The following is a 19,051-nucleotide window of genomic DNA, read 5'->3' as shown; positions in this document are numbered from 1 at the left end:
GCCCCTATCCATCACTTTCGCGGGTTTTTCTACTCGGCCGCCGCCCGATCGACCGGGAAGACAAAGCAGCGGTCGCGCCGGATCATCAGCCAGAGCGCAGTGCCGGCTCGCGGCAGGAACACACCGGGAACAGTGGCGCGCAGCTGCGACCCATCGTGATCCATCCGGAACTCGACCAGGCTCTCGCGGCCCATGTAGCGCGCGCGCAGCACCGAGGCCCGCGCCGCCTGGCCATCCTGCGGCGTGGGGTTCGGCCCGCGGCCGGCGCGATCAAAATCGATTCGCAGATGCTGGGGCCGGATGATGATGTCGACCTCGCTTCCGTCGGGAACGCCCGGGGTGAGGAAGTCGCCGAAAGGCGTTGCCGTCAGGGCGCCCCGCACCCTGCCGCGGATCACGTTGATGTCGGAAAAGAAACCCGCAGCGGCGCGATCCACCGGATTGTTGTAGATGTTGTAGGGCGCCCCCTGCTGCACGATCCGACCGTGCCGCATCAGCGCGATCTCGTCGGCCATGCGCATGGCTTCGTCGGGTTCGTGGGTCACCAGAAGAACGGCAGTGCCGGCCTCTTTCAGCAGATCAAGCGTGGCGTCGCGGATCTCGTCGCGCAGGCGTTCATCAAGGCCCGAAAACGGCTCGTCCATCAGCATGATGCGGGGGCGCGGCGCCAGCGCGCGCGCCAGCGCCACGCGCTGCTGCTCGCCGCCCGAAAGCTGATGCGGATACTTGCTGCCAAAATCGGGCAAGTTGACGCGTTCAAGCAGTTCGGCCACCCGCGCTGCGTTCCGGGCACGGGTGCCGCGCAGTCCGAAGGCCACGTTTTCAGCGACGCTCAGATGTGGAAACAGCGCGAAATCCTGAAACATCAGGCCGATGCCGCGCTCCTCGGGCGGGACATGGCGCGTGTCGTCCGACAGAAGGAGGCCATCGACGCGCACTTCGCCGCTGTCCTGGCGATCGACCCCCGCGACGATGCGCAAGGTCGTCGACTTTCCGCATCCCGACGGGCCAAGCAGACAGGTCACCTGCCCCGGCGCAATGGTCAGCGACACATCGTCCACGACATTGACCCCGCCAAAGCGGCGGCTGACATGGCGCAATTCGAGCCGAGGCGGTGCAGTCACGCGCAATCCTTGCTGATCGAAACGGATAAGGTCGGATACCAGCACGCCGCCATGCCCGCAAGAATGGCGCCTGCGACCAAGCGCCGGCGTCATCCATGCCGGCGGCGCCTTCTTCGCCGTCCCGCGGTCAGAGCGTGGCGTTCACCGCACCGCCGTCCAGAAGGATGTTCTGGCCCACGATGAAGCCCGCGTGCTGCGAACAGAGAAAGGCGCACATCGCTCCGAACTCTTCTGCGGTTCCATAGCGCCGCGCGGGAATTGTCGCCTGACGCCGGGCGCGCGCCTCGTCAAGGGAGATTCCTTCGGCCTTGGCCACGCCGCCGTCCAGCGACACCGCACGATCCGTGGCATGAATGCCGGGCAGCATGTTGTTGATCGTCACCCCATGCGGCGCAACCTGCCGTGCCGTCCCCGCGACATAGCCCGTAAGACCCGCCCGCGCAGAATTCGACAGGCCCAGCACCGGAATCGGGGATTTCACCGACTGCGAGGTGATGTTGACCACCCGGCCCCAGCCCTGATCGATCATCGCGGGCAGACAGGCCTTCATCAATTCGATTGGCGTCAGCATGTTGGCATCGAGTGCCCGCAGGAAATCCTCGCGGCTCCAGTCGGTCCACATTCCGGGGGGCGGACCGCCGGCATTGGTCACCAGAATATCCACCGTGCCCGCGGCGCGCAGAACCTCGGCGCGACCCGCTTCGGTGGTGATATCGGCCGCGATTGCCGTCACCGTCACGCCATGAGCCGCGCGGATCGCCTCGGCGGCCTCGTCCAGCGGCCCGGCACTGCGTGCATTCAGGATCAGATCCACACCGGCCTCGGCCAGCGCCTCGGCACAGCCCCGCCCCAAACCCTTGCTTGAGGCGCAGACCAGCGCCCGCTTGCCACGAATACCAAGATCCATCGGTTTCTCCCTGCTTGTTCCTGCAGCAGACCTAGCCCGGCTGCCGACCCGACGGAAGGGCGCGCGCATAAAAAAGCGCCCAGCTGAAAAGCCGGGCGCCAGTCGCGGAACGAGGGACAGTGAACTGAAACACGAATGTTCCGTATTCGCGCTTCCTGTTTCCAACATAGGAACGAACGAGTGTCCTGACAGTCCCGGTCGCGAATCTGTGAATGACTGTCGTGGCGTCGCCCCAGGGGGTGCGCCTTCAGGGCCGACGGCCGGGCGGCCAGTGCGCCGCCGCCCGGGCAATAACATCGCCCGGCGCATCGCGCAACCGCGCGCGCGCCGCGGGATCTGCACTCAGGTAAAGGCGCCCGGACAGGATCGTCCAGTATTCCGGATTGCCGGGAACCGCCTCCCCCTGCGCCAGGGCCCAGACGCAATAGCCGCCAAACTGCGGGAAATAGGACATCGGATCCGCCTCGAAGGCCGAGAGATTTCCCGATGAGGTGAAATGCCAGACCGCGCCCCGAAATCTCAGCGCATGTGCGGGTTCTCCGCGCACCGCCCGACCTTCACTGAAATATGCGACCGGGTCATAGCCGGCAAGCGCAATGCCCCCGGGCGCATGAACGGAACGATCCTTGGCCTCGGCGCCTCCGGCCGGCAGAATCAACGGCAGAACGACAGCAAGCACGAAGATGGCGAAACGGAAGCGGGTCAAGGTCAGGCTCCGTGTTGGCGGGCGTGTTGGCGAGCGTGGTGGCCAGCTTGAGGACAGGCGGCTTCAGACAGATGGCGCAAACTGTCGGTCGGGGAAAGCCGCCTCCCGCAAGCGTGAAGCCCCGTCAGAACCCCGTGCGCGACCTGTCCGATCATGGTCTCCGGCTGGCGGCATAAAGCGCCACGGCGGCCGCATTGGAAACATTGAGCGATCCGAACTCGCCGGCAAAGGGGATGCGCACAAGATGATCACAAAGCTCGCGCGAACGGTCGCGCAAGCCCGGGCCTTCCGCCCCCAGAACCAGGCCGACGGGGCGATTGCCCGCTGCCGAAATGCCCTGCTCCAGCGTCTGTTCCGCCTCGCCCGCCAGCCCCAGAAGGACATAGCCCATGGCCTTGAGCGCCTCCATCGAATCGCCAAGGTTCTTGACACGCAGGTAGGGTTGCCGCTCCAGGGCGCCACTTGCCGTCTTGGCCAGCGCGCCGGTTTCGGGTGCCGAATGGCGCGCCGGGGCAATGACCGCCCGGGCGCCGAACACCTCGGCCGAGCGGAGCACCGCGCCGACGTTATGCGGATCGGTCACGCGGTCCAGCAGCACCACCAGCGGGTGGCCTGCCCCGGAAATCGCAAGCTGGTCGAGGCTTGGCCAGCGCAGCGGCTTGACCTCGAGCGCCGCACCCTGATGGACCGACTCGCGGTCGATCGGCACGTCGAACTTGCGCGGATCCACGACTTCGGGCGCCATCCCCGCCGCATCGATCGCATCCTGCAGACGGTCGGCGGCGTTCTTCGTGACCACGAGCCGCAGCCGCTCCCGCGCGGGGTTCAGCAACGCGTCGCGCACGGCGTGAAGGCCGAACAGCCACACGGTTTCGGCTGCCGCAGCGCGCTTGCCGCGTTCCTTTTCAATCACCCAAGTCGGTTTCTTCATCATGCCCCCAGATCAGGCCCGCAAGAATGCTGTCTGCCCTCTGCAGGCGCAAGCTGATTTGGAATCTCGCAGCCGCCGTTTTCGCCTTGACGCCTCTCGGACCCTTCGGTAATCAGCGCCCAGCGTCGGGCGACGTGCTGCAAGGTGCGGCAGCGGACTGTAACTCCGCCGGGGAGACCCACGCCTGGTTCGATTCCAGGGTCGCCCACCACTCCCTCTTTTCCGAATGAAAGCAAGGAGTGGTGGCCGCCGGATTGCGCGCGCTATGACTACTTCTTATTTCCTCAGGGCGTTTTGCATTCGGCATTTCCGAATTTCAGAAGGCATGCCTGCCGCGTGCAGTTCTGGATCTGCGGATCTCTCAGGGGCGCGTTCCGATCCACGGTCCGAACCGCTGGCACCGTGTAGTATTCCGTCCGCATCACCTGATTGCAGATGAGGGTGTTGCCCGAGCCGGTGCAGGTGGTTGTGCCCGTCGGCACCTGGCGCGTCTGGCTTTGGTTATACCACTCCTGCTCGTAGCGCGGAGGGATCTTGGCCATCCAGCTTGCCGTGCAACTGTCTTTCTCCGCCCGGAACTCCGGGGTTCCGCAACTGCCCAGCACAAGTCCGGCAACCACCGACAGAACATGCCTCTTCATGGAAATCTCCGGAACAACGGTCGTCCCTGCAACCAGTAGGACCGCCCGAACCCCATGTCCAGCCGCAGCCTTGCCGGTCGCGGGCCCGGCTTCTGCGCGTGCCACCGGTCTTGTCCGTCACCGCAGCGGTGGATGCAGACCCAGGGCGTGATGAGCATCATGTCGCGCCGCCAGTGGCTGGGCCCTGGTGCCAGCGTCGATGGATCTTTCGGCCGGTCTTTCCGTTCGGGTCATGTCCCGCCAGCGCAGAGGGGCAATGAAGACGGAGGGCGGGATGAGCGTTGATGACATCTGGAAAAGCGAGACGAGCTTCTGGCTCGACGGGCCCGCGTTCTACGCGCGATTCATGGTAGCCGAGGCTCGGATGGTGTTTCCCGCCCCGGTCGGCATCCTGAAGGGCAAAGAGATTCCGGAAAGCCTTGAAGGCGCGCCGCGGTGGGAAGCGGTCGAGATGAAGGAGAAAAGCGCGCTGCAGCTTGGGGCAACGGTGGTTCTTGTCTATCGCGCGACGGGCCGGCGGGGCGGGACAAGCGCCTATTCCGCGCTGTGTTCAAGCACCTATGTGCGCGAGGATGGCCAATGGAAGCTCTTGGCCCATCAACAGACGCCGGTCACCTGAGCTTCGCGCGTCTCTGTCGTGAAGGGGCGATGCCGGTGCCGGGGCGCCAGGATGTGCCGGCCGGACGAGCTCCGAGAGGTCATCGACGACGGGTGGCAAACCCCGGTGGTGGCACAGGTCACCAGGGCGCTGGTCGCGGCGCCCCGGTGCGTGGCCCGGACCCGGCGCATGCCACGCGTAGGCGCGGGGAATGCCGCGACAGCCAGGCCGTCACCGTCCAGCACGGAAGAACGAAGGCCACCGGGCACACCACGCAACAGCGTTCGGCCCTGCCCGGGGGGCGGGCGAATGGCGCCGTTTTCCCGCTTTTGTCGGGCGGAAATTTCCCTATGATCGCCCGGGTTGATGCAAGTCATTTCCAGAGGCAGGTGCATGACCGATCGGCCATTCAATGTGTTCATCATCGGCCAGAACAACCGGCTGCAATACGAGGCGGTGTTGTTCGCCGCATCCCTGCGCAAGGCTGATCCAGCTGCGCGGGCCAGGCTTTTCATCGGCGAGCCGGTGCCAAACCATCTCTGGGACGGCGACCCGCGCATCACCGGTCCGGCGCGCGCGCTTCTTGAGGATCTTGGCGCCACTTTCGTGCCCTTCGAGGCGCGCGAATTTGGCAGGCATTATCCGCAGGGCAACAAGATCGAGGCGTTGACAGCGCTGCCCAAGGGCGAGCCTTTCGTGTTCTTCGACACCGACACGCTGTTCACCGGCCCGCTCGACCGGCTGGTGTTCGACTTCGACCGCCCCTCGGCCTCGATGCGCCGGGAAGGGACCTGGCCGATCCCGGAGCTTTATGGCCCGGGCTACACCGGGATCTGGAAGTCGCTCTATGACCGTTTCGGGCTGGACTTCGACAGTTCGCTCGACCTGGCGCTCCCAGATGAATACTGGGGGCGCTACCTCTATTTCAACGCCGGCTGGTTCTTCTATCGCTGTCCGCATGAATTCGGCGCGCGCTTCCTGTCCTATGCCTGCGAAATCCGGGACAACCCGCCCCCGGAACTGGTGTGCCAGACGCTCTGGCCCTGGCTGGACCAGATCGCGCTGCCGCTGGTGATCCATTCGCTTGGCGGCGGGCGTCCTGGGCCCGACCTGGCAGGGCTGGACGGCGATGTAAGCTGTCACTACCGGCTGCTGCCCCTGCTTTACGCCCGGGAAAGCGATGCGGCCGTGGCGATGCTGGAAGAAATCTGCAACACCCAGAAATACAAGAAGGTTCTGCGCGAACACCAGCCCGTCAAGAAGATGGTCTTTCGCGGCGATGGCGCAAGGATCAGGAGCATGTTCGACCGCGCCGACCTGCCCCGCCGTGAGCAGGCCATCCGCAACGCGATCAAGCGCGAGGGGCTCTGGCTTCGCTAGGGCGTTGCGTTGTGCAGCAAGCACGCCTAGCCTGCGCCAGACCTTTCGGAGAGCCAGTCATGACAAAAACCTACGGGTTCGACACGTTGCAGATCCACGCCGGCGCGCGTCCAGATCCGGCCACCGGCGCACGGCAGGTTCCGATTTACCAGACGACCGCCTATGCCTTCCGCGATGCGGAGCATGCCGCGCGGCTCTTCAATCTGCAGGAAGTGGGCTTCATCTATTCGCGCCTGACCAATCCCACGGTCGCGGCCCTTCAGGACCGGATCGCGGCGCTTGAGGGCGGCGCGGGGGCGATCTGCTGTTCCTCGGGCCATGCGGCGCAGATCATGGCGCTGTTCCCGCTGATGGCGCCCGGCTGCAACATCATCGCCTCGACCCGCCTTTACGGCGGCACCGTCACCCAGTTCAGCCAGACGATCCGCCGCTTCGGCTGGTCGGCGCGCTTCGTGGATCTGGATGACCTTGCGGCGGTCGAGGCCGCCATTGACGAGAACACGCGCGCGATCTTCTGCGAAAGCATCGCCAATCCGGGCGGCTACATCACCGATCTTGACGCTGTCTCAGCCGTGGCGGACAGGGCCGGTCTGCCGCTGATCGTCGATAATACCAGCGCCACGCCCTATCTGTGCCGGCCCTTCGATCACGGGGCGACGCTGGTCGTGCATTCCACGACCAAATACCTCACCGGCAACGGCACCGTCACCGGCGGCGTGGTGGTGGACAGCGGCCGCTTCGACTGGTCGGCCAGCGACAAGTTCCCCTCGCTCTCGCAGCCCGAGCCCGCCTATCATGGCCTGAAGTTCCACGAAACCTTCGGCCCGCTTGCCTTTACCTTCCACGGGATCGCCGTGGGGCTGCGCGACCTTGGCATGACGATGAATCCGCAGGGGGCGCATTACACCCTGATGGGGATCGAAACGCTCAGCCTGCGGATGGAGCGGCACGTGGCCAACGCGCGCCGGGTGGCTGAATGGCTGGAAAAGGACCCGCGTGTGAGCCGCGTGACCTGGGCCGGCCTGCCGTCTTCGCCCTATCATCACCGCGTCGAGCGGATCTGCCCGAAAGGCGCGGGGGCGCTGTTCACCTTTGGCCTGCGCGATGGTTATGACGCCTGCGTCAAGCTGGTCAGCGCGCTGGAACTGTTCAGCCATGTTGCCAATCTCGGCGATACCCGTTCGCTCATCATCCATCCCGCCTCGACGACGCACCGCCAGCTTTCGCCGGAACAGCAGCAGGCGGCGGGCGCGGCACCCGACATGGTGCGGGTTTCGATCGGGATCGAGAATGCGGAAGACCTGATCGCCGATCTGGATCAGGCCCTGGCCGCCGCATCGGCCTGAGCGGCTGCCCGGCGGCCACACGGGCCGCCGGGCGCTGTATCATTCGTCCTCGGCAAGACGGTAGATCACCGTCACCGCCGCATCGACCGTCACCTCGCCCGCGGCGATCCCGCCATCGGCCATCGCGGCCTCCATGCGCATCATCGGTCGGGGAAAATCGGCCGTCTCCGGTTCATGAATCGCGACGACTTCGCCCAGGGTCACCCCGGCGGCCTCGGCGTAAAGCTCCGCCTTGCGGCGCGCATCGGCGATGGCGCGACGGCGCGCCTCGTCCAGAAGCGGTTCGGGATCGGCCATCGAGAAACCCAGACCGTGGAAGGTGTTGGCCCCGGCCTGCACCACATCGTCCAGGATGCCCCCCAAAACCGCAAGGTCGCGCACCCGGACCGTCAGCGTGTTCTGCGCGATATAGCCCGTGATCTGCGGCTGCCCCTGATCGGGGCGTTCGGGGTGATGCCAGCGCGGGCTCAGGATCAGGCCCGAGGTCTGGAGGTCACGCGCCTCGATCCCCGCGGAACGCAGCCGTTCCAGCATTTCGGTCATCTGCCGGGTGGCCTCGCCCATCGCGTCGGCGGCGGCATCGGCCTCGGCGGTGATGCCAAGGGTGAGCGTGGCCATGTCTGGGGCGGTTTCAACCTTTCCCTGGCCGCTGACGCGGATCTGGCCGGGTTCGGCCCCCTGCGCCATCAGGGGTCCCGCCGTTGCCGAAAGAAGCGCAATCATTGCCGCAGTCATCATGGCTCGGGCCGGGACCGCGACGGAAAATGCTGAAACGCGCATCGAACATCCTCTGCTGTTGTTCGTTTGATGGCCCCATCTGCCTATGATTGCAGCATCTTGCCAAGGGGTTGTAACGGGGAACACGCATTCGTGCGGTCCCACCGCGCCCCTGCCGGCCGCGCAGCCGGGTACGGCGGGTTTTCCTCGGCGGTTTCCTGCTGTAGTCTGCCAGCGGCACGGCGCTGCCTTGAGCGCTGCCCCAAACGTGCTAGAGCCTGCCCATGAAACCGACTTTCGCGCTGACCCTTTCCCCCGACGGCCTGAGCCTTCTGCACCGAAGCCCCCGGGGCTGGCTTCTGGTGGGCGAGGCCGCGCTGGACGACCCGCGCCTCGCCCGCCGCCTGAAGGACCTGCGCGACATGGCGCTGCGGATCGCGCCCGACGCGCTTTCCTGCAAGATCGTCCTGCCGCAAGAGCTGATCCGTTTCGTCTCGCTTGGGGTGGCAGCGGATGATACGGTCGGAATTGCCGCGGCGCTGGAGGGGGTGACCCCCTACGCGGCAGACCAGCTTGCCTGGGACAGCCTGGCCGAAGGCCGCGGATGCCGCGTTGCCGCCGTCGCGCGCGAGACCCTGTCCGAGGCAGAAGCCTTCGCCGAAGACCATGGCTTTGCACCGCTGTCTTTCGTCGCCATGCCCGAAGAGGATGGCGCCTTCGAGGAAGAACCGTTCTTCGGCCTGTCAGAAAGGGCGCGCAGTGCGGGCCTCGCACCCGAGACGCTTCGCCACGACGACGCCGCCTTTGTGGTGGGACGCGCGGTCATCCCCACCGATGGATCCCAAGAGTTTTCCGACAGGACGATCTCGCGGGGGCCGGCGCCCGCAGCCGAGGTTCTGCCTGTCGACGCGGCTGCCGGCGATCCGGCAGAACCCGAAGCGGAACCTGAACCCGCCGCGGAACACGCTGAAGTCCCGGCTCGGGGGGGCCTGTCTGCGGACGAGAAAAGCCGCATCGCCGCCGCCGTCCGTGCCGCGCGGGCCGAGCCTGCAGCCACCGTCGTCGCGGACACGCAGGACAAGTCCGCGGTCGTTGCGCCCGAGGTTGACACGGCCCAGCCGGGGCTGGCCCCACAGGCCCCCGATCCTGCGCCGCCTGTCCAGCCAGCAGTTGCCGCCCCGCCTGAGGATACCCCGACGGGGGACGGCGCGTCCACGGATGCGCCCAGTCTGCCCCCGGCCGAGCCTGCGCCCGAAAAGGCAAAACACCCCTCAGTCGCGCCACCTGCGCCTGACGCCGCTGCAACGGATAGCGCCGCGGAACCAGCGGCGCGACCCCCGGCTGTCGGCACCGGTCGCGCAGATTCTGCTTCTGTCCCGCCGCGTCTCGGCCCGGCCGGCCATCGGGTCAACGCGCCGGTCATCGATGCGCCCGACGTTCCGGCCGCCAATGCTGCGGTTGCCGATGGCGCCGCCGCACCGCTCCGCGCAGCCGGCCATCTTACTGCCGGAGCCGCCCGGGCGACCCTTGCCGCTGTTTCCGCCCGGGCGCGTGCGGCCGTCACGCGCCCCGAGCGCGCGTCGGACGGCCCGGCCGCTGCACCGACCCTCGCGGCAGCTGGAGCGCCTGCATCGCCTGCGCCCGTGAGCGAGACACCAGAACAGCAGGCCGCCCGCGATGCCGCCTCGCTTGCCGCACCGTCTGCGGCACTCGGGCGAATGGCGGTGCGCGACCCCGGTTCAAACCGGTCTCGGCGCCTGCTGCTGGCTGGCGCGGCGGCTGTCGCCGTTATCGCATTGGCCGGCGGGCTCTGGTTCCTGCAGTCCCGGCCGGCGAGCGTGCCGGCAGCCGAGGTGGCCGAGTTCCAGCCCGCCCCTGCCGCGATCGAGGGTCCAGGCCAACCCGGCTTTCAGCCCGGTGCGGCAGATGGCCCGACCGAACTGGCCGCCACCGGTGACACGACCGGCGCAGAAGCCGAAACGCTCCCGAACGGCAACAGCCCGCCGACGCTGTCCTTGCCGACTGCGATGCCGCTGCCGGATCAATCGCTGCTGGTGACGGACGCGCCCCCGATCGCGCCCGACGCGCTGCCCGAACCCGCACGCGTGACCGGCGCGCTGGGCCAGGCCGTCAGGCAGCATTCCGTCGCGCTTCTGGCGGCTTCGGGGCTGCGTGGCCCCCAAGCCGAGGATGCGGCCCTGGCTCAACAAAGCGCCGCAAGCGAGACGGATGCCCCCGCGGCGAGCTCTGCGCCAACGGATGATCTTGCCCCGACCACGCCGGACGACACACTTCCTGCGGATGAACCTTCGGCCGAGGGCGAGCCGGAGGTGACCGTGACCCAGGGCCGCCCCCCGGTGGTTCCGCCGGCCCGCCCGCGGGAATTGCCTTCGGCCGCAGATGAAGCCGGTGCGCCTTCCGAACTGACCCCGTCAGCCCTTCAGATGGCGGTGGAGACTGCCGTCGCCGATGCCGTCGCCGACAGCGTCCCCGACGCCGCCGCGCAAGACGCCGAGGACGCCACATCGGCCACGCCGCCACCGCCCACCGCCGAGGTTCTTGCCGGCTTCCGTCCCCGCAGCCGCCCCCGGGAAGGGGATGCGGGCATGACCGAGGATGCGCCCCCCAGCGCCCTTCCGGAAGCCGCCGACACCGAAACGGTTGTGGCCGAGGCCTTCAGCCTGTTGCCCCGCGCGCGGCCAGCCGCCATCGCCGCCCTCGCGGCCGATCTGGAGCCCGAGCTGGATGCCGCAGCCACCGCCCTTGCCGTAGCCGCATCGCCCAAGCCACTTGTGCGCCCCGCCGCCATTGCCGCCGCCGCAGCGCCAAGGCAGGCTGCCGCCGCACCTGAACCCGTCGCGGCGCCGGTTGCCGCAGCCCCGCCGGCGGTTGCCGCTGTTCAGGCGCCGCCCGTCTCTGCGCCCGCCGCCCCGCCGGTCGATGCCCGAGCGGTCGATGCCGCGCTGGCCGCCGCGCTGGCCGCCCCCGTCCCTCCAGAGGTGGATGACGAGCCCGAAATCACCGGCCCTGTGCCCAACATCCCCACTTCGGCTTCGGTCGCGCAGCAGGCGACCGTCACCCGGGCCATCAACCTGCGCCAGGACAATCTGATCGGGATCTATGGATCGGCGCAAAACCGGAGGGCGCTGGTGCGAACCTCGAATGGCCGGATGCTGCAGCTTCGGGTCGGCGATCGCTACGACGGCGGGCAGGTCGCTGCCATTCAGGAGCGGGAACTCCACTACATCAAGAACGGCCGCACCTTCGCCCTGGCCATGCCGCAGGGCTGACCCGCGCCCCGGGCTAGCCGGTAGATACGCGGGCTTCGTCGAACGTTGCCATGCCGGAATGGCAGGCGAGCGCCCCCTGCACCAGGCCGATTGCAAGGGCTGCGCCCGTCCCTTCGCCCAGACGCAGCCCCATCTGCAGAAGCGGCTCCTTGCCCAATGCCGCCAGAAGCCGCCCATGGCCCGGTTCGTCCGAGCAATGGCCGGCCAGCGCGTGATCCAGCGCACCCGGGGACAACCGCTCCAGCACCGCGGCGGCTGCGGTGCAGATGAATCCGTCCAGCAGCACCGGAATCCGGGCGACACGCGCCGCCGCAATCGCCCCCGCCATCGCCGCGATCTCGCGCCCGCCCAGGCGGCGCAGCACTTCAATCGGGTCAAGAAGATGTCCGCGATGACAGGCCAGGCCCGCGGCCACCGCCGCTGCCTTGCGGCCAAGGCCGGCGTCATCGACACCGGTGCCGCGGCCGACCCAATCACGCGGATTGCCGCCGAACAGTGCCGCCGCCATCGCCGCCGCAGCCGTCGTGTTGCCAATGCCCATTTCACCGGCGACGATCAGGCCGGCGCCCGGATCGACAGCTTCCCACCCCACGCGCAGGGCAGTGAGCAGGTCATCTTCCTCCATCGCCGCCCCTTGCGTGAAATCCGCAGTCGGTCGGGCGAGATCCAATGCATGCACGTCGATCCGCGCCCCGAAGGTGCGGGCGAGCTGGTTGATCGCAGCGCCGCCCGCCTCGAAATTCACAACCATCTGTGCGGTCACCTCGGATGGAAAGGCCGAAACCTCGCGCGCGGTGACGCCATGATTGCCGGCGAAAACGATGACCTGCGGCCGGTGCAACTGCGGGCGCGCGCTGCCTGCCCAGCCCGCATACCACAACGCGATGTCCTCCAGCCGACCCAGCGCGCCAGGCGGCTTGGCCAGCGCCGCATTCCGGGCGGCCGCCGCGTCGAACGCCGCGGCATCCGGCGCCGGAAGCCGCGAAAGTGCCGCGCGGAACCCTGTCAGGCTGTCGAAGGGCGCATCAGTCATTTGGGGCCTCGTTGCTGTTGCATGTCACCTTGGTTACCCGTGGCATTCCGGAGCCAACAGCTGCGAGGCCGCTTATGTTCGAGAAAAACTCCTGGATGCAGCCGCAGGACCTGCTGGTGGCGCTGGCGCTTCTGACACGGCTGCTGATCCCCGGAACCTTGACAGATCGGTGCGCGGGCCTTTCCGCCGGCAGGGCCGGTTGTGGGGGCGCTGGTTTCGCTTTCCGGCGCAGTTACGCTGAGCCTCGGCCCACCCGCCTCGATCGCCGCGGCACTGGCCCTTGCGGTGCAGGCCGCGAAAACCGGCCATGCACGAAGCGGCCCGGCCGACTGCTGCAACGGCTTCTGGGGCGGCTGGACGCGCACGCGGCGGCTTCAGATCATGAAGGACAGTGCAATCGGTACCTACGGAATGCCGGACCTGCTGCTTTGCGTGCTCGCGCGCTGGTCGGCGCTGGCGCCTCTGTTCGAAAGCGGCGCCGTCTGGGGCCGGTGATCGCGGTGGCGGTCCTGTCGCGCGCGCCGATGGCGGCCCTGTTGACCTGGTTGCACAATGCCCGGGGAAGCGGCCTGTCGCATGGCCTTGGCCGGGCGGATGCAGCTGCCGCCGGGGTCGCGGCGTTGACGGCTCTGGTCACGCTGAAACTTGCAGGGGGGGCCGGTTTTCCCGAGTGTTCTCGTGACCTCCGCGCTTGCCTGGCTCGCCCGGATCAAAATCGGGGGTCAGACCGGAGATGTGCTGGGCGCCTCCCGGCAACTGACGGAAGTTGCCGCCCTTGCCGCCTTCGCCGCTGCCCTGACATGAAGAGGACCGCAGCCGGCGCTGCGGTCCTCTTCATGTTCCTGCACGAAGTCGGCCGGTTCAGGCCGCGCGCGACAGCAGCACGTCGTCCACCGCCTTCTGCGCTCCGGCCTCGTCAGTGCCGCTGACGGCTGCAACTTCGCGCGTCAGACGCTCCAGCGCGGCTTCGTAAAGCTGGCGTTCGGAATAGCTTTGTTCGCGCTGATCGTCCGTGCGGTGCAGGTCGCGCACCACTTCGGCGATCGACAGAAGATCGCCCGAGTTGATCTTCTGTTCATATTCCTGCGCGCGGCGCGACCACATCGCCCGCTTGACCCGGGCCTTGCCCTTGAGCGTCTCAAGGGCCTTGGTCACCACATCCGGGCTCGAGAGCGAACGCATGCCGATCTCGGTCGCCTTGTGCGTGGGCACGCGCAAGGTCATCTTGTCCTTCTCGAACGAGATCACGAAAAGCTCGAGGTGGAGGCCGGCGATTTCCTGCTCTTCGATCGACATGATCTTCCCCACGCCATGCGCCGGGTAGACCACGAAGTCATTGGGACGGAACTCGGCTTTCTTCGTCTTGGTCATGCAGTCGCTTCCTCACAAGGCACCAACCACCGCGACAAAAAGAACCGCGCGGGGAACGGATTTTCCCCGAACTCGGCTCTATTTGCACCAGAAGTATTCCCGCAGGCATCGTCTGCGGGGCGCGGCAGCAGGTTCCGATTTATCTTTGTGACAAGTGTATATCATAAATTAAGGCCGAATCAAAGCGCCGCGAAATGGCTCTGACGGCTTTAACCGGCCTTTCCGGCCTCTGGACACTGCATGACGGTCATGCAGCGAGATCAGGTCTGCTGGCCGCCTCAGCCACCTTCGCCGGCCGCTTCCGAGAAATAGCGGCTCAACTTGTCGGTTTCCCCGTCGCGCTCCTTGGCCTCGGGCAGCGGATCCTTGCGGGTAACGATCACGGGCCACAGCTCTGAATACTTGCGGTTGAACTCGACCCAGCTTTCCATGTCGGGTTCGGTATCGGGGCGGATCGCATCGGCGGGGCATTCCGGCTCGCAGACACCGCAGTCGATGCACTCGTCCGGGTGGATGACAAGCATGTTCTCGCCTTCATAGAAGCAATCCACGGGACAGACCTCGACGCAATCGGTGTATTTGCAGGCGATGCAATTGTCGGTGACGACGTAGGTCATGCGGAGCCTCTCTGACTGGAACCCGGGGCGTTAGCTAGACCAGCCGCCGGGATCATTCAAGCGCCAACGCACCGGAAAGTCAGCGCGTCCGGACAGGCGGCACAAGACGGAACGCTATTCGTCCCGCGCCGCAAGCGGCGGAACATCCGCAGCCGGAACGGCGGTGAGATCAAGATAAAGCGTCTGCGCCTCGGACGCGGGGCCGCGGCGCGTACCCAGCGCGACAACCTGCACCACATGCACACGTGGCCCGAGCGCAAAGGTCAGAACGTCCCCTTCCGCCACGCGGACGGATGTCTTGGCCACCGGCATACGGTTGATGCGGACGGTTCCCGCCTCGATGAAGCGGCAGGCGAGGCCGCGCGTCTTGAAGAAACGCGCGAACCAGAGCCATTTGTCCAACCGGATGCTGGCACGCGCAGCGGCCGGGCCTCCGGGTCCGGCCACCTATTTCCGATCCTTCAGGGCTGCAAGCACCGCGAAGGGATTGTCCGGATCGATCCGGTCCTGACGCGGCGGCTTGGCGGAATAGGTCCGTGCCTCGTTCTGCGGTGCGCGCGGCTTGCCGTCCTTGCCCTTCGGCTTGCCGCCGAAACGATCGTTCTTGCCGCCCCCATCCCGGCGCGGCTTGCCGCCCTGGCGGGCGTGTTGGGCCTGCCCCTCGCCGCCCGGACCGGCAGCCGGCTGTTCGCCGCCCGGCTGTTGTGCGCTTCCGGCGCGCGCCTGGCGCCCGCCCCCGCTGCGGCCTGCCCCGCGGTCACCGCGCTGCCCGGCATTGCGCGGACGCGGCGCCCAGGTGAAGCTGTAGAAGACCTCGAGCTCGGCAGCTTCGGCCGGGGCACCCTCGGCATCATCCGACGAGGCGTCGGCTTGCACGGACGCAACCGCTTCCTCTTCGGCAGCGGCGGGTTGCGGGATCGTCTCGGCAGACGCAGTTTCGGCGGGCGCGGCGTCTTCAGAACCAGCTTCGGAAGGCGTTTCGGGATCTGCCGCAGGATCTGCCGGCGCGGACACCGCCGTTTCGGTAGGTTGTCCATCCACGACAGGCGCAACCTCTGCCACGGCGGCCGCCGGCTTCTGTTTCGCCCGCTCGCCTTTCTCGGCCTTGTAGCCCAGGCCCTGCATGAGGTCGGCAAATTGCTCCAGCGTCATCCCGGTGATCGAGAGCATGTCGGGCGTCGCCTCGAATCCGGCGCGGCTGTCCTTGGCACGCAGCAGGTCGGCCAGACGTTCCAGCATGTCGATGCGGATCGCGCGCGCGCCGGCGGGGCGATAGCCCGCCAACAGGTAGTGTTCGCGCGGGACCTCGCGCAGGTTCGGGATCGTCACAAGGCCGGGCGGAGGGCTTTCGGGGAATTCCTGCAACCCCTGCGCCAATGACCAGAGCACAAGCCGCAGCCGAGTCGGCGCGGGCTTCAGCAGCAGCGGCAGGAAGATGGTGAACTGGCCAAAGCGCAGCCCGTGCTTGCGCAGGACGCTCCGCGCCTCCTGATCAAGATCCTTGACCTCTTGCGCGACCTGTTCGCGCGGCAGGATGCCGAGAGATTCCACCATGCGGAAGGCGAAGCCGCGCGCAAGGCCGGTCATCGTTTCGTCGCGCTGCAGGTTCAGCAGCGGCTCGAACAGCGCGTTCACCTTGCGGTCGATGAAATGCTGCAACCTGCGGCGGACCTTCTCGGCAACCTCGGGTCCGGCTTCCTCATCGACGAACGCCTCGACCTGCGGGCGCATGGCCTCGGGGCCGGCAACCAGCTTGCCCACCGCCTGCGTGCCCCACATGAGACCGCCCTGCTCGGTATAGTCGATCTCGGTGTCCGGCGCATTGTAGAAGCGGTCGGCACGCAGATGGAATTCGGGCCGCAGAACCTGAAGGCTTGCCTGCCGCAGGGTTCGTGCCTCGTCGGGGCTCGTGCTGGCATCCTGTCGGAAGCGGAACCCCTCAAGACGGCCGATGAACTCGCCCTCTACCGTCACTTCGCCCTTGTCGTTCACCTCGGCCACGAGGGTCTCCTTCTGCTTCAACCGCCGCAACAGAACGCTTGTCCGCCGGTCAACAAACCGCTGCGTCAGACGGGCGTGAAGCGCATCCGACAAACGGTCTTCTACAGCGCGAGTCTCGTTCCGCCAATGGCTTTCATCACCCGTCCACCCCCGGCGTTGCGCGACATAGGTCCAGGTGCGGATATATGCCAATCGTTTGGACAGCGCGTCGATATCGCCATCGGTCCGATCGATCCGTGCGATGTTGCGGCCCAACCAGTCGTCGGGGATGGGCGCACCGGCACGCAGAAAGCCGAAGATCCGCTCCAGAAGGCCCGCGTGTTCATTGCCGGAGATGCCGCGGAAATCCGGAATCCGGCAGACATCCCACAGAAGCCGCACCTCCTGCCCTGCCGCGACCGTGCCGCGAATTCCCGGCATTTCCGCCAGGGTCTTGAGCGCAAGAAGGTCGTCCGCATCGCGCACGCGGGTCAGCCAGTCGTGCTGGGTCTGCTGTTCAAGCGAGCCGATCAGCCGTTCGACCGAGCCGAACGCGAGATTTGCATTGCGCCACTGCAGCTTGCGCACCGGCTCGAACCGGTGGTTCTCGATCGCGTCGATCACTTCTTCCGGGAGGGGGCGCGCTTCGCCGGTCACGCCGAAGGTCCCGTTGTTCATGTGCCGCCCGGCGCGGCCCGCGATCTGGGCCAACTCGTTCGGGATCAGCGGCCGCATCCGCCGCCCGTCGAACTTGACGGTCGAGGAAAACGCAACATGGTTGATATCGAGGTTGAGCCCCATGCCGATGGCATCGGTTGCAACCAGATAATCCACGTCACCATTCTGATAAAGCGCGACCTGCGCATTCCGGGTGCGGGGGGAAAGCGCGCCCATGACCACGGCGCAGCCTCCCTTCTGCCGGCGAATCAGTTCCGCAATCGCATAGACGCTTTCAACCGAAAACCCGACGATGGCCGATCGGGGGGGCATCCGGCTGATCTTTTTCGATCCGGCCCAGGCCAGTTGCGACAGGCGCGGGCGGCTGATGAACTGGGCGCGCGGCTCAAGCGCCGCGATGGCCCCGCGCATCGTGTCGGATCCAAGGAGCAGCGTTTCCTGAAGGCCGCGCGCATTCAGAAGCCGGTCGGTAAAGACATGGCCGCGTTCGGGATCGGCACAAAGCTGGATCTCGTCGATGGCAACGAAATCGGCGCCGATCTCCAATGGCATCGCCTCGACGGTGCAGACCCAGTATTGGGTGCGCTCGGGCACGATCCGTTCCTCGCCCGTGACCAGCGCCACAACCGAGGGGCCGCGTTTCTCCACGATCCGGTCATAGACCTCGCGCGCCAGAAGCCGCAGCGGCAGGCCGATGACGCCGGTCCGGTGCGCCAGCATCCGCTCGATGGCATAATGGGTCTTGCCGGTGTTCGTCGGCCCGAGGACCGCGGTGATCCTCGACTGCGCGCGCATCACGTTTCTCTTACACTCTCTGTCCGGCCACCCGTCGTTCCAGGTCGGCAATGGCCGCTTTTACGTCGGGTTGGTGGGGATGTATAGCACGGGCCTGACGATAGGCGGCAAGCGCGGGTTCGTACTGGCCCAGATCCTCGAGAATGGTGCCAAGGCCCGAAAGCGCGATGAAGTGGCGCGGGTTAAGTTCCAGCGCCCGGGCGATATCGGCCAGCGCCGCACCGTAAAGGCCCTGCCGGAAAAACGCCTCGGCGCGCGCATTCCAGCCCTCCGCGAAATCGGGCGCATGATCGGTCAGCGCGGTCAGATGTTCGATGGCCTCCAGCGGATCATTTCGCGACAGCGCTGCACGTCCCCGCTGCAGCAACAGATCGGCCGCGGCCGAACCGGATTTCGACCATTCGGCAATGAGTGCGCGCTCGATCCGCTGCCAGCCGGGCTGATCCTCGCGCTGAAGCTGTTCGTAAAGCTCCTCGACGCGATCGGCCTGCGCGGGTGCCGGCCCGCCCGTCCACAGCAGGATCGCGACGAGTGCCGCAACGGTACGATTGAGAAAGCGTGCGTGACATCCCATAACGGAAAGGAATGTAGCGCAGCCGCGCGGAAATACGAGAGCCCGCGCGCGCAGAACCGAAGGGAAGAGACATGAGCGATGTAATCAACGGAGCCGTCGAGGCACTGAACGCCAAGATGGGCGGCCGCGGATTTGACGGGCTTGCGAAATTCGTCATCAAGGGTGAAGGCGCGATCATGATCGATCAGGACGGTGCACGCGCCGGCGATGACGAGGCCGACGTCACCCTGACCGCCAGTACCGAAACGTTTCGTGGTATCCTTGACGGCGAAATCAACCCGACGACGGCCTTCATGACGGGCAAGCTGAAGGTCGATGGGTCGATGGGGCTGGCGATGAAACTGGGGTCGGTTCTCGGCTGAC

At 66.8% G+C, this 19,051-nt stretch carries 19 protein-coding genes and 1 tRNA gene; 8 read left to right on the top strand and 12 right to left on the bottom strand.

The features are described 5' to 3' along the window. Positions 1–29: 29 nt before the first annotated feature. From ACFQXB_RS03920 to rlmB, 4 genes are all read right to left on the bottom strand, one after another. On the bottom strand, positions 30–1,124 hold the full coding sequence (locus ACFQXB_RS03920) for an ABC transporter ATP-binding protein (RefSeq protein WP_377399458.1): 1,095 nt from the start codon (positions 1,122–1,124) through the stop codon (positions 30–32). Between the two features lie 127 nt (positions 1,125–1,251). Next, positions 1,252–2,031, bottom strand: a complete 780-nt coding sequence (locus ACFQXB_RS03915) for an SDR family oxidoreductase (RefSeq protein WP_377399455.1) — start codon at positions 2,029–2,031, stop codon at positions 1,252–1,254. A 247-nt stretch (positions 2,032–2,278) separates the two neighbouring features. After that, positions 2,279–2,737, bottom strand: coding sequence for a YHS domain-containing (seleno)protein (locus tag ACFQXB_RS03910; RefSeq protein WP_377399452.1), 459 nt, complete (start codon positions 2,735–2,737; stop codon positions 2,279–2,281). A gap of 151 nt (positions 2,738–2,888) precedes the next feature. Beyond that, positions 2,889–3,668: a 23S rRNA (guanosine(2251)-2'-O)-methyltransferase RlmB gene (gene rlmB / locus ACFQXB_RS03905; RefSeq protein WP_377399449.1), complete on the bottom strand. Its 780-nt coding sequence runs from the start codon at positions 3,666–3,668 to the stop codon at positions 2,889–2,891. 127 nt (positions 3,669–3,795) lie between these two features. Between rlmB and ACFQXB_RS03900 the strand changes: the two genes are divergently transcribed. After that, positions 3,796–3,879, top strand: a tRNA-Tyr gene (locus ACFQXB_RS03900). Between the two features lie 73 nt (positions 3,880–3,952). On the opposite strand, the gene ACFQXB_RS03895 is transcribed toward ACFQXB_RS03900, so the two are convergent. Further along, complete coding sequence (locus tag ACFQXB_RS03895; RefSeq protein ID WP_377399446.1) at positions 3,953–4,309, bottom strand: hypothetical protein; 357 nt, start codon at positions 4,307–4,309, stop codon at positions 3,953–3,955. A 274-nt stretch (positions 4,310–4,583) separates the two neighbouring features. Here ACFQXB_RS03895 and ACFQXB_RS03890 point away from each other — a divergent pair, with 274 nt between their 5' ends. From ACFQXB_RS03890 to ACFQXB_RS03880, 3 genes are all read left to right on the top strand, one after another. Further along, entirely contained in the window at positions 4,584–4,928 is a 345-nt protein-coding gene (locus ACFQXB_RS03890; protein WP_377399443.1) for a DUF4440 domain-containing protein, read from the top strand. A gap of 372 nt (positions 4,929–5,300) precedes the next feature. Continuing rightward, the gene (locus tag ACFQXB_RS03885) at positions 5,301–6,287 is read left to right on the top strand and encodes a hypothetical protein (RefSeq protein WP_377399440.1); all 987 of its coding nucleotides are present in this window, start codon (positions 5,301–5,303) and stop codon (positions 6,285–6,287) included. Positions 6,288–6,346: 59 nt separating this feature from the next. Then, complete coding sequence (locus ACFQXB_RS03880; RefSeq protein ID WP_377399437.1) at positions 6,347–7,633, top strand: O-acetylhomoserine aminocarboxypropyltransferase/cysteine synthase family protein; 1,287 nt, start codon at positions 6,347–6,349, stop codon at positions 7,631–7,633. Between the two features lie 39 nt (positions 7,634–7,672). Here the strand turns inward: ACFQXB_RS03880 and ACFQXB_RS03875 are convergent, their stop codons facing one another. Further along, entirely contained in the window at positions 7,673–8,413 is a 741-nt protein-coding gene (locus ACFQXB_RS03875) for an SIMPL domain-containing protein (RefSeq protein WP_377399434.1), read from the bottom strand. Positions 8,414–8,634: 221 nt separating this feature from the next. Between ACFQXB_RS03875 and ACFQXB_RS03870 the strand changes: the two genes are divergently transcribed. Next, a complete protein-coding gene (locus ACFQXB_RS03870; RefSeq protein WP_377399431.1) occupies positions 8,635–11,640 on the top strand; it encodes a hypothetical protein in 3,006 nt (1,001 codons plus the stop codon). Between the two features lie 13 nt (positions 11,641–11,653). On the opposite strand, the gene cobT is transcribed toward ACFQXB_RS03870, so the two are convergent. Beyond that, positions 11,654–12,673, bottom strand: a complete 1,020-nt coding sequence (gene cobT, locus ACFQXB_RS03865) for a nicotinate-nucleotide--dimethylbenzimidazole phosphoribosyltransferase (RefSeq protein WP_377399428.1) — start codon at positions 12,671–12,673, stop codon at positions 11,654–11,656. A gap of 201 nt (positions 12,674–12,874) precedes the next feature. Here cobT and ACFQXB_RS03860 point away from each other — a divergent pair, with 201 nt between their 5' ends. Both ACFQXB_RS03860 and ACFQXB_RS03855 read left to right on the top strand, forming a co-directional pair. Next, positions 12,875–13,168 carry an adenosylcobinamide-GDP ribazoletransferase gene (locus ACFQXB_RS03860; protein WP_377399425.1) on the top strand — a complete coding sequence of 98 codons (294 nt, stop codon included), beginning with the start codon at positions 12,875–12,877 and terminating at the stop codon, positions 13,166–13,168. Between the two features lie 183 nt (positions 13,169–13,351). Next, positions 13,352–13,477 (top strand): adenosylcobinamide-GDP ribazoletransferase, encoded by a 126-nt coding sequence (locus ACFQXB_RS03855; protein ID WP_377399422.1) that lies wholly within the window; start codon positions 13,352–13,354, stop codon positions 13,475–13,477. Positions 13,478–13,534: 57 nt separating this feature from the next. Here the strand turns inward: ACFQXB_RS03855 and ACFQXB_RS03850 are convergent, their stop codons facing one another. The 5 genes from ACFQXB_RS03850 to ACFQXB_RS03830 all read right to left on the bottom strand — a co-directional run bounded on the left by ACFQXB_RS03850 (position 13,535) and on the right by ACFQXB_RS03830 (position 18,688). Beyond that, positions 13,535–14,044 (bottom strand): CarD family transcriptional regulator, encoded by a 510-nt coding sequence (locus tag ACFQXB_RS03850; RefSeq protein ID WP_377399419.1) that lies wholly within the window; start codon positions 14,042–14,044, stop codon positions 13,535–13,537. Between the two features lie 278 nt (positions 14,045–14,322). After that, positions 14,323–14,661 carry a ferredoxin FdxA gene (fdxA, locus tag ACFQXB_RS03845; protein WP_377399416.1) on the bottom strand — a complete coding sequence of 113 codons (339 nt, stop codon included), beginning with the start codon at positions 14,659–14,661 and terminating at the stop codon, positions 14,323–14,325. A gap of 114 nt (positions 14,662–14,775) precedes the next feature. Next, positions 14,776–15,108 (bottom strand): RNA-binding S4 domain-containing protein, encoded by a 333-nt coding sequence (locus ACFQXB_RS03840; protein ID WP_377399412.1) that lies wholly within the window; start codon positions 15,106–15,108, stop codon positions 14,776–14,778. Further along, complete coding sequence (locus ACFQXB_RS03835; protein ID WP_377399409.1) at positions 15,109–18,114, bottom strand: helicase-related protein; 3,006 nt, start codon at positions 18,112–18,114, stop codon at positions 15,109–15,111. A gap of 10 nt (positions 18,115–18,124) precedes the next feature. Beyond that, positions 18,125–18,688, bottom strand: a complete 564-nt coding sequence (locus ACFQXB_RS03830; protein WP_377399406.1) for a tetratricopeptide repeat protein — start codon at positions 18,686–18,688, stop codon at positions 18,125–18,127. Between the two features lie 71 nt (positions 18,689–18,759). On the opposite strand from ACFQXB_RS03830, the gene ACFQXB_RS03825 reads away from it, so the two are divergent. Next, positions 18,760–19,050 carry an SCP2 sterol-binding domain-containing protein gene (locus ACFQXB_RS03825; protein WP_377399403.1) on the top strand — a complete coding sequence of 97 codons (291 nt, stop codon included), beginning with the start codon at positions 18,760–18,762 and terminating at the stop codon, positions 19,048–19,050. Position 19,051 lies beyond the last annotated feature (1 nt).

The sequence above is a fragment of the Halodurantibacterium daqingense genome (assembly GCF_042666235.1).
Lineage (GTDB): Bacteria > Pseudomonadota > Alphaproteobacteria > Rhodobacterales > Rhodobacteraceae > Halodurantibacterium > Halodurantibacterium daqingensis.
This window is presented reverse-complemented; position numbering and strand designations above follow the sequence as displayed.